Source organism: Kitasatospora sp. NPDC058492 (genome assembly GCF_042720685.1).
Lineage (GTDB): Bacteria > Actinomycetota > Actinomycetes > Streptomycetales > Streptomycetaceae > Kitasatospora.
This window is the reverse complement of the sequence record NZ_JBHXMU010000059.1, coordinates 46,336-55,037: the sequence shown is the minus strand read 5'-3', so window position 1 is coordinate 55,037 and position 8,702 is coordinate 46,336. Positions and strand designations below refer to the sequence as shown.

Below are 8,702 nucleotides of genomic sequence, written 5' to 3'. Positions count from 1 at the left end.
CTCCACTGGTCACACTTCCGACGACGAAGCCAAGCCCGCGCCCGCAACTCCCACTACAAACGCCGAGGACACACCCCCCAGATGCGGTTGCAGTACTAACCCGGCGCCGGGGTGGGAAGTCATCCCCATCGACTTCCCACTCCACCCGCAGGAGGCAACCGCGATGGCGATCACCTGGCGCAAGAGCACGTACAGCGGCGGGTCGAACGGCTGCGTCGAGGTCGCCGACGGCTTCACCGGCCTCATGCCCGTCCGGGACTCCAAGGACCCCGACGGGCCCGTCCTCCGTTTCCCCTCCGCCGCCTGGCGGGCCTTCGTCGCCGCCGTCAGCGCGGGCGAGTTCGACGACCGGTAGTGGCAACTCCTGGGTGGGATGAAGGAGCTGTCGGGTCCGTGCGGCCTCGTGCGTCAGCGGTCGGGGGTGTGGGCAGCGGGGCGGACGGCGTCGGGCAGCAGGTGGAGTTCGTAGGGGGTGTAGCAGTCCGACATCTCGCCTCCGACCACGGCGCCGCAGCGGCAGGCGCGGTTGGGCGGGCCGTCGCCGGGGGCTCCGCAGCAGCCGGGTGGGCCGCTCGTTGTTATGTGCCCGGTGAGGCCGGTCCCGTCGTCGGGGTGCAGGACGAAGGTGTTCCGGGGCCCGGCCGAGACGACGACCATTCCGTCGAAGTCGCTGATGCACGGGCCGCCGGGGTAGGCGGGGGGACAGCCGTCCTGGTCCTCGGCCGGGACGAACGGCGGTCCGTACGGCTGCGGATCGACGGCGTAGTGGCCGCGGGGCATGGTGGGCGGGGCCTGTCGCCGGCCGTTGACGAGCTCGCCCTCGAACAGGTGCCGGGCCGGAACCGCCGGGAGGGGCTCAAGGTCGGCCGTGAGGGCCTCGCCGCAGGCGGCGCAATGAAAAATCGTCATCGCGGCATGTCTACAGCGCCGGCCCTCACCTCGCAACGGGATTCCGCTCCCCCGCCGGGCGGGGGCTCGCTCGTCAGCCGAACCGGAACACCCGGTCGGGCCAACTGCCCTCGGGCGTCGCGCCGTCGAGGGCTTCGCTGATCGTCCGTTCCTCGTAGGCGAAGTGGGATTCCATGATCGCCGTGAGTCCGTCGAGTTCGCGCCCGACCGCTTCCAGTCCCTCGCCGGGCGGTTCGGCTGATTCGGCCGATTCGGCGGCGCGGTCGGCGAGTTCGCGCACCCGGGTGAGGATGGCGGCGATCATCTCGTGGTCCTCGACGAGTTTGGCGACCGTCCCGGCGAGCTGCGGGCGTTCGCGCACCAGCTGGGCGAACATGCCCTCGTCCTCGCCCTGGTGGTGTGCCGTCAGTGCGGCGCAGAAGGCCAGGCAGTGGGTGCGCAGTGCGTCGCCGTCCGGGCGGCGCTGTCCGATCCCGGCCCTGATGCGGCCGACCTGGCGGCGCAGTTCCTGGTGTGCTCGGGAGAGTTGAAGGCTCAGGGCGACCACGCGGTCGCCGTCATGGGAAGCCACGGGAGGCGGCCCCTTCGGTTCCACACCTCCATGCCTGACGCTGTCCGCCACCGGCACGCGATGCTGGCGCCATCCGATCACGGGCCGCGGCGTCGGGGCAAGCGCCGCCGCGGCAGCGGCCGGTGGCCCCGGGCCCGGGCGGGCGGGCCGGGGGCGGCGCGACGGCCCCGACCCTACGCGGGGCCGGCGGGGGCGGTGGGGGTGGTGGGGGTGGTCAGGCGGTGGCGGGCGGCGGCGAGGAGTTCGTCGGACAGGGCGGGGTCCTCGCTGGCGCGGGCCAGGAGGAGGGCGCCGACCATGGTGGACAGGTCGGCGAGGGCGCTCTCGCGTTCGGCCGCGTCGGGCAGGTGCTGGAAGCCGTCGGCCAGGTCGTGCAGTCCGGCGGTGAAGGCGCTGCGCAGCGGGGAACCGGGTTCGGCGCGGGCCGCGTCGGCGGCCAGGGCTGCGGCGGCGCAGCCCTGGCCGGGGTTGTCGCGGTGGAGGGTGGAGAGGTAGCGGGCGAGGAACTCGGCGCGGGGGGTGGGGTGTTGGGCGGCGGGCGTGCCGGGGGTGGGGTCGCCGGTGGGCGGGTGGTCGGCGAGGCGGTCCATGGCTTCGCGGCGTTCGGTGAAGGCGGCTGTGAGGGCTTGGGCGACGAGGTCGTCCTTGGAGGCGAAGTGCCGGTAGAAGCCGCCGTGCGTCAGGCCTGCGGCGGCCATCGCCCGGGGGACGCTGACCTGGTCGGAGCCCTGCTCCCGGATCAGTCTGGCGGTGTGGTCGATCACCTCCTGGCGGTGGCGTTCGGCCTCGGCCCGTGACACGCGGGGCATGCCTGCGTTCCTTTCCTCGTCCTGCGGTGGTGGTGGTCCTACTTTCCCATCCGGGCTTCCCCATCCAGTTTAGATGATAGTAATAATCTAAACGTTGCGGTGCCCCGGCTGCGGGCACCGCCTTCCGAGAGCGAGGAACACGCACATGACCGTGATCGACGGCTCCACCGCCCTGGTCACCGGAGGCCTGCGCGGCCTCGGCCGGGCGTTCGTCGGGGAACTGCTGGCGCGCGGCGCGAAGAAGGTCTACGCCACCGCCCGCACCCCCGTGCCCAGCGAGGACGCACGGGTGGAGGTCCTCGCCCTGGACGTCACCGACGACGCCTCGGTGGCCGCCCTGGCCGAGCGCGTCCAGGACGTCGACGTCGTCTTCAACAACGCCGGCGTCCTGTACCCGGGAGCGCTGCTCACCGCCGACCTGCGGCAGGTCCAGGAGACCTTCGACACCAACGTCCTGGGCCCGCTGCGCATCGCCCGGGCCTTCGCGCCGGTGCTGGCGGCCCGTGGCGGCGGGGCGCTGGTCGACATCCACTCCGCGCTGTCCTGGGGCGCGGGCGCCGGCGCCTACGGCGCCTCCAAGGCCGCCCTGTGGTCCCTGACCAACTCCCTGCGCCTGGAACTCGCCGCCCAGCACACCCAGGTCGTCGGCGTGCACCTGGGCTTCGCGGACACCGAGATGGTGGCGGCCCTGCCCGTCGACAAGATCCCGGCCGCCGAGGTGGCCCGCATCGTCCTGGACGGCGTCGAGCGCGGCGATCGCGAAGTCCTCGTCGACGACCTCACCCGGGCGCTCAAGTCCGCGCTCCCCGGCCCGGTGGAGGGCCTCACCATCCCCATCCGCCGCTGAACCGCACCCCGCCGAAACCGCCGAAACCCGCCGGCCACCGCCGGCCGACACCGAGGAGAACACCCATGCCGCTGTGGCACGTCTACCACCCTCCCGGCACCTACACCCCCGGGCAGAAGCAGCAACTCGCCGCCGACATCACCGGGTTCTACACCCGCTTCGGACTGCCGAAGTTCTACGTGATGACGCTCTTCCACGAGATCGGCGCCGACTCCTTCCACGTGGGCGACCAGCCCGCGCACGACGCGGTGCGGATCGTGGTCGAGCACATCGCCCGGCACACCGAGGACCCCGACCTGCGCAAGCGCACCCGGGAGGCCCTCGCCGCCCTCCTCGCGCCCCACACCACCGGGCGCGGCCTGTACTGCGAGTTCCACATCGACGAGACGCCCCGGGACCTGTGGATGATGGACGGGATCTCCCCGCCCCCGCCCCAGAGCGAGGCCGAACAGCTGTGGGCCCGCGAGAACCGCCCGATCCCCTACTGATCCCCTGCCGATCTCCTGCCGACGGACGCCCCGGCACGGCGCCGCCGCGAGAAGTCGGACAGGCCGACTTCCCACTCCAGGACCCGCCGCCCCGGCACCCCGCGGGCGGTGGGTCCTGGCCGGTTCAGGCCGGTTCAGGCGGGTTCAGGCCGGTTCAGGCGTCGAGGGTGATCTCGGGGTAGTGCGGGGAGGGGGCGTCGAAGAGGGTGGTGGGGCGGCGGCGCAGGTGGAGCTGGAAGTAGGCGGTGAGGTAGGCGCGTTGGGCGGTGACGGCGCGCAGCGGGTCGCCGGTGCCGAGGAAGTGCTCCAGTTGGTCGGCGGGCCAGGCGATCACGTCCTGCCCCTGGGGGACGAGGAGTTGGAGGTCGGTGTAGGACAGGTGGCCGGAGCGGGTGAGGGTGAGCCGGCGGCGCCAGCCCGTCAGGTGGGGCCACAGGGTGTCCCACATGGCGTCGCGGGCGGGGCTGGCCCAGGTGGAGGCCATGAGCAGCAGGGGGCGCGGCTGGTCGGCGGTGGCGCAGGTGCCGAAGAGGGGGCCGTCGAGGACGGCTCCGGCGCGGATGCGGGGGTCGTCGTGGAGGGCCTGGGCGGTGGTGGCGCCGCCCATGGAGTGGCCGAACATGGCGACGGCGTCCGGGTCGAGGGCCTGGGCGAGGCCGGCGGGCAGGGGGCGGTGGTCGGCGTCGGGGTCGGCGCCGGCGGCGAGGTCGGTGAGGCGGTCGAGGACGAGGCGGACGTCGGCGGCGCGGTAGGCGACGATGTCGGCGTCGGTCATGGCCTGGACGGCGGCCTTGTCGCGTACTTCCAGGCGGTGGCCGGGGAATTCGGTCTCGCCGGCGTCGAAGGTGTGGTCGACGGCGGCGACGACGTGGCCGTGGGAGGCGAGTTCCTCGGCGAGAGCGGTGTTGAAGGCGGAGTCGCCGCCGGAGCCGTGGGAGTTGAGGACGACGGGGTGGCGGCACGAGGTCTCGGCGGGGGCGTCGGCGTGGGCGTGGGTGGTGGGCCAGTCCAGGCCGGCGGCGGGGACCTGGAAGTAGGCGGTCTCCAGGTGGGCGGTCTCGGCGGGGCTCATCCAGGGGGCGCGGGGGTGGCCGGCGACGCGGGCGGCGGGGTACCAGAGGCGGGTGCGCAGTTCGCGCGGGCGCGGGGTGGGGGCCCAGCGGTCGGGGCGGGCGGGGTCGACCAGGTGCAGGGTGGTGGTGCCGACGGGGTGGGGCCCGGTGGGGGCGGGCAGCATCAGGCGCGGGGGCCGGCCCGGGGGTGAGGGCGGGGCGGCGGCGCGGGCGGCCGCGCGGGCGGGGGCGGTGCCTGCGGCGGCGAGCAGGGCGGTGGCGGCCAGGGCGGCCAGGGCGCTGCGGCGGCCGAACTGCGGGGCGGCCGCGGTGTGCGGGGCGGCAGCGGCGTACGGGGTGGTCACGGTGTGCGGGGTGGTCATGGGCCCACGGTGGCGGGTCGGGCCCTGCGGGCGCGTCGGGCCGGCGCAGGAGCGCCGGGCGGCGGGTACGACCGCGGGCATAGGCCCCGGGGCGCAGGCCTCAGCCGGAGACGGCGGGCCCAGCGGGCGCGGCGGGAGCTGCGGGGGCAGCGGGCGCACCGGTGAGGAGGGCGTCGAGCAAGCCGGGGAAGCGGGTGTCGAGGTCGGTGCGGCGCAGGCTGACGAAGCGGTTGCGCCCGGCGACGCGGGTGGTGGTGACGCCGGCCTCGCGCAGGACGCGCATGTGGTGGGAGACGGTCGACTTGTGGAGGTGCTCCAGGCCCAGGTCGCGGGGGGCGCAGGAGTGTTCGGCGCCGTCGGCGTAGCTGAGCAGCAGGGTCATCCGGACGGGGTCGCCGAGGGCGTGCAGGACCGTGACGAGGTCGATGTCGGCGGTGGTGGGCTGGGGAAGCCGCTCGTCTTCGGTCATGGCACGTGGTCCTCGTCGGGTCGGCGTCGGTTTGACATTGGCTTCCTCCCCGCCCTGAAGGACGGGGACTCCGGCCGCGCGTGCCGCGCGGGGGCTTCGCCCCGCGTGGGTGCGGTCGGCCGGTGGTTGGCGCTTCACCGACCGGGTAACCCCGAGGTCTCCACGCCCTGAGACCGCCTGCCCGGCGGCCTTGATGTTCTTCGCCGCGTTCACGTCGGCGTGGTCGGTGTGTCCGCAAGCGGTGCACTCGAAGACCGCTTGGCTCTTGCGGTTCTTCGGGTCCACGCGCCTGCACACGTTGCACGTCTGGGAGGTGTACGCGGGGTCGACCAGTACGACGTCCGTCCCGGTGTACCGGGCGGCGTTGCGAAGGGCCAGTTCCAGCATGTTCCATCCCTTGTCCAGGATGGCCCGGTTGAGCCCGGCCTTGGCCCGGACATTGCGCCCGGGGTGTTCGACGGTCCCGGCCGCCGAAGCGGACATGTTCTTGATCCGGAGGTCTTCGAGGACGACCAGCGCGGCCTGGCCGGTGATCCGGTTCGCCGTCCAGGCACAGAAGTCCGCGCGGCGGTTTCGGACCCGGCCGGTGATCCGGTTGATCGCCGCGATCGTCTGCTCGCGGCGAGTACTGCCCTTCTTCTGCCAGGCCTGCTTCTGCCGCAGCCGGCGCAGCCTCGCTGTCTCGCCCGCCGTGGCGAACCGCCGGTCGTGGAACGTGCCGTCGCTGGTGGTGGCGGCGATCTTCACGCCGCGGTCGATCCCGACCGCCGTGGACGGCATCACGTGCGCCTCGGGTGTTGCTTTGCCGTCCTCAACCAGGAACGAGACGAACCAGTGCCGCCCCTGCCGGGTGACCGTCGCCGACCGGATCCCGCCACCCAGCGGACGCGACCAGCGAAACCGCACCCACCCGAGCTTGGGCAGTCTGGCGCGGCCCCACCTGCGGCCCATCCGCTCCACCGTGATCAGGTTCCCGGCCGGGAAGCGGAACGACGGCGACCAGCGCCGCACCGAGCGCCACCGCACCCCGAACGTCCCGTGCTCCCGGCACGCCCGGTCCAGATCCCGAAGTGTCTGCTGCAACACATGCGACGGCGCGACCGCCAGCCACGGAAACTCCCGCTTCGCCTCCGCAAGCTCAGCGGCCTGCGGCACGTAGTTCATCCACGCCTCGCGCCGCCGATACTCCCGGCGCTGCTCCAGAGCGATGTTCCACACCGACCGGCAGATGTTGCCGAACGTCTCACACAACACCGCCTGATCTGAGGTGAGTTCAAGCCGATACCTGCGGCCGGACAGCACGGGAACACCACCCTTCCAACCACTGTGATCAACGTAGTGCACGCCACCGACAACGCAGCGACCCGCGCAGCTTCGCGCCAAGGATGGGCCAACCCCCAGGCAAAGCAGGCGATCTGCGCCCAAGAGTTCAGATCATCCACCAATCCCCTAGTGTTTGACGAGCGTCAAACTGTTGCCCTATCGTCAAACAATCGGGGGGCTTTTCCATGCCCGTACGCCTGCTCCTGCTCGCCCTCGGCACCTTCGCCATGGGCACCGACTCGATGGTCGTCGCCGGCATCCTCGGCCCGATCGCCGCCGACCTGGGGGTGTCCGTGCCGGCCGCGGGCCAGCTGGTCACCGTCTTCGCGCTCGGCTACGCGCTGCTGGCCCCGGCGCTGGCCGCGCTCACCGCCCGCTGGCCGCGCCGGCGGCTGCTGCTGACCGCGCTCGCGGTGTTCAGCGCGGCCAACGCGCTCAGCGCGCTCGCCCCCAGCTACGGCCTGCTGCTGGCCACCCGGGTCCTGGCGGCCGCCGGGGCCGCGCTGTACACGCCGACCGCCAACGCGGTGGCCACCACCCTGGTCGCCCCCGAGCGGCGCGGACGGGCGCTGGCCACCGTGCTGGGCGGGATGACGGTGGCCACCGCGCTGGGCGTGCCGCTGGGCACCTGGGTGGGGCGCGGCGACTGGCGGATGACGATGTGGCTGGTCACCGCGCTGGGCGTGGCGGCGCTGGCGGGGCTGGCGCTGCTGCTGCGCGACCTGCCGGCGCCGGTGGCGGCGCCGGGGCTGCGGGCGCGCCTGGCGCCGCTGGGGCAGCGGCGGGTGCTGGGGGCGGCGGCCACCACGCTAGCGTTCTTCCTGGCCTTCCAGTGCGTCTACATCTACCTGGCCACCGCCGTCTCGGGGGCGACCGGGGGCGACGCGGACCGGCTGAGCCTGGTGCTGCTGACGGCGGGCGTGATGTCGGTGGCGGGCAGCTGGCTGGGCGGGCGCCTGGTGGACCGGGTCGGGGTGCGGCGGGTGCTGCTGACCGGCTCGACGGTGGCGGCGGGCGCGTTCGCCGTGCTGCCGTGGCTGGGGCGCAGCATGCCGGGGGCGCTGGTGTACGCGGCGGTGGTGCCGCTGGCGGGGTGGGCGGTGTCGGTGGCGCTGCCGCACCGGCTGGCGTCGATCGATCCGGGGAACGCGCCGCTGCTGATCTCGCTGAACAGCAGTGCGCTGTACCTGGGGACGGCGGCCGGGGGTGTGGCGGGCAGTGCGGCGATCGCGGTGCTGGGCGGGCGGTGGTTCCCGTTCGCGGCGGCGGGGCTGGCGCTGGTGGCGGCGGTGACGGCGGCGGCGACCACGCGGGACGCGCGGGCGGGTGCGGCGGGGGCGGCGGAGGAGGAGGTGGCGACGGTGCCGGCGCCGGCACCGTCGCGGTCCTGATCGTCGAACAGACCGGGGTCTCAGCGGGCGGAGCCGAGGTTGCGGTCGGCCTCGGCTCCGGCGAGCAGGAGGGTGGTCTCCTCGATGCGGCGCAGGCGTCCGCAGGGGGCGTACCGGCCGAAGAGGTAGACCTCCATGGAGACCCGGGTGCCGTCGGTCTTGAGGACGTCGACGGTGTGCCGGGTGGCGGTGCGGTCGCCGTCGTGGAGTTCCTCGTGGACCTGGACGCGGCCGGAGGCGACCACGGCGCGCAGGTGGCGGATGTGGTCGGTGAAGGCGGCGCGGTCGTCCCAGCGGCCGTCGGTGCGCTGGCGGTAGTCGGGGGTGAAGTGGCGCTCGACGGCGGTCTCCAGGTCGAGGCCGGGGGTGAAGAGCAGGTCGTCGAGGGCGGCGGCGATGGTGGTGCGGGGGGCGGTGGCGGGCATGGGGGTTCCCTTCTCGGAATCCGACAATGCGTGCG

At 73.8% G+C, this 8,702-nt stretch carries 10 protein-coding genes; 4 read left to right on the top strand and 6 right to left on the bottom strand.

Going from position 1 to position 8,702, the window contains the following annotated elements; all coding sequences use genetic code 11:
• The first annotated feature begins 163 nt into the window (after positions 1–163).
• Complete coding sequence (locus tag ACFWPI_RS31020) at positions 164–355, top strand: DUF397 domain-containing protein (RefSeq protein ID WP_380375803.1); 192 nt, start codon at positions 164–166, stop codon at positions 353–355.
• Between the two features lie 53 nt (positions 356–408).
• On the opposite strand, the gene ACFWPI_RS31015 is transcribed toward ACFWPI_RS31020, so the two are convergent.
• From ACFWPI_RS31015 to ACFWPI_RS31005, 3 genes are all read right to left on the bottom strand, one after another.
• Positions 409–909: a hypothetical protein gene (locus tag ACFWPI_RS31015; RefSeq protein WP_380375805.1), complete on the bottom strand. Its 501-nt coding sequence runs from the start codon at positions 907–909 to the stop codon at positions 409–411.
• Between the two features lie 73 nt (positions 910–982).
• Positions 983–1,480 (bottom strand): hemerythrin domain-containing protein, encoded by a 498-nt coding sequence (locus tag ACFWPI_RS31010; RefSeq protein ID WP_380375807.1) that lies wholly within the window; start codon positions 1,478–1,480, stop codon positions 983–985.
• Positions 1,481–1,653: 173 nt separating this feature from the next.
• On the bottom strand, positions 1,654–2,289 hold the full coding sequence (locus ACFWPI_RS31005) for a TetR/AcrR family transcriptional regulator (protein WP_380375809.1): 636 nt from the start codon (positions 2,287–2,289) through the stop codon (positions 1,654–1,656).
• Between the two features lie 145 nt (positions 2,290–2,434).
• Here ACFWPI_RS31005 and ACFWPI_RS31000 point away from each other — a divergent pair, with 145 nt between their 5' ends.
• Together ACFWPI_RS31000 and ACFWPI_RS30995 are read left to right on the top strand one after the other, a co-directional pair.
• Complete coding sequence (locus ACFWPI_RS31000) at positions 2,435–3,136, top strand: SDR family oxidoreductase (RefSeq protein WP_380339191.1); 702 nt, start codon at positions 2,435–2,437, stop codon at positions 3,134–3,136.
• Positions 3,137–3,201: 65 nt separating this feature from the next.
• Positions 3,202–3,624, top strand: a complete 423-nt coding sequence (locus tag ACFWPI_RS30995; RefSeq protein WP_063352960.1) for a tautomerase family protein — start codon at positions 3,202–3,204, stop codon at positions 3,622–3,624.
• Between the two features lie 154 nt (positions 3,625–3,778).
• Here ACFWPI_RS30995 and ACFWPI_RS30990 read toward each other — a convergent pair whose 3' ends face one another.
• Together ACFWPI_RS30990 and ACFWPI_RS30985 are read right to left on the bottom strand one after the other, a co-directional pair.
• Positions 3,779–5,059, bottom strand: a complete 1,281-nt coding sequence (locus ACFWPI_RS30990) for an alpha/beta hydrolase family protein (protein WP_380375810.1) — start codon at positions 5,057–5,059, stop codon at positions 3,779–3,781.
• 100 nt (positions 5,060–5,159) lie between these two features.
• A complete protein-coding gene (locus tag ACFWPI_RS30985) occupies positions 5,160–6,953 on the bottom strand; it encodes an RNA-guided endonuclease TnpB family protein (protein WP_380375812.1) in 1,794 nt (597 codons plus the stop codon).
• A gap of 83 nt (positions 6,954–7,036) precedes the next feature.
• Here ACFWPI_RS30985 and ACFWPI_RS30980 point away from each other — a divergent pair, with 83 nt between their 5' ends.
• Complete coding sequence (locus ACFWPI_RS30980) at positions 7,037–8,242, top strand: MFS transporter (protein WP_380375814.1); 1,206 nt, start codon at positions 7,037–7,039, stop codon at positions 8,240–8,242.
• A 20-nt stretch (positions 8,243–8,262) separates the two neighbouring features.
• On the opposite strand, the gene ACFWPI_RS30975 is transcribed toward ACFWPI_RS30980, so the two are convergent.
• Positions 8,263–8,667 carry a nuclear transport factor 2 family protein gene (locus ACFWPI_RS30975; protein WP_363377590.1) on the bottom strand — a complete coding sequence of 135 codons (405 nt, stop codon included), beginning with the start codon at positions 8,665–8,667 and terminating at the stop codon, positions 8,263–8,265.
• Positions 8,668–8,702: the final 35 nt, after the last annotated feature.

What these genes read in the sequence shown, in the direction of transcription:
- ACFWPI_RS31015 (WP_380375805.1), bottom strand. Translation starts at nt 909, where the DNA reads ATGACGATTTTTCATTGCGCCGCCTGCGGCGAGGCCCTCACGGCCGAC.
- ACFWPI_RS31020 (WP_380375803.1), top strand. Translation starts at nt 164, where the DNA reads ATGGCGATCACCTGGCGCAAGAGCACGTACAGCGGCGGGTCGAACGGC.
- ACFWPI_RS31000 (WP_380339191.1), top strand. Translation starts at nt 2,435, where the DNA reads ATGACCGTGATCGACGGCTCCACCGCCCTGGTCACCGGAGGCCTGCGC.
- ACFWPI_RS30995 (WP_063352960.1), top strand. Translation starts at nt 3,202, where the DNA reads ATGCCGCTGTGGCACGTCTACCACCCTCCCGGCACCTACACCCCCGGG.
- ACFWPI_RS30980 (WP_380375814.1), top strand. Translation starts at nt 7,037, where the DNA reads ATGCCCGTACGCCTGCTCCTGCTCGCCCTCGGCACCTTCGCCATGGGC.
- ACFWPI_RS31005 (WP_380375809.1), bottom strand. Translation starts at nt 2,289, where the DNA reads ATGCCCCGCGTGTCACGGGCCGAGGCCGAACGCCACCGCCAGGAGGTG.
- ACFWPI_RS30990 (WP_380375810.1), bottom strand. Translation starts at nt 5,059, where the DNA reads ATGACCACCCCGCACACCGTGACCACCCCGTACGCCGCTGCCGCCCCG.
- ACFWPI_RS30975 (WP_363377590.1), bottom strand. Translation starts at nt 8,667, where the DNA reads ATGCCCGCCACCGCCCCCCGCACCACCATCGCCGCCGCCCTCGACGAC.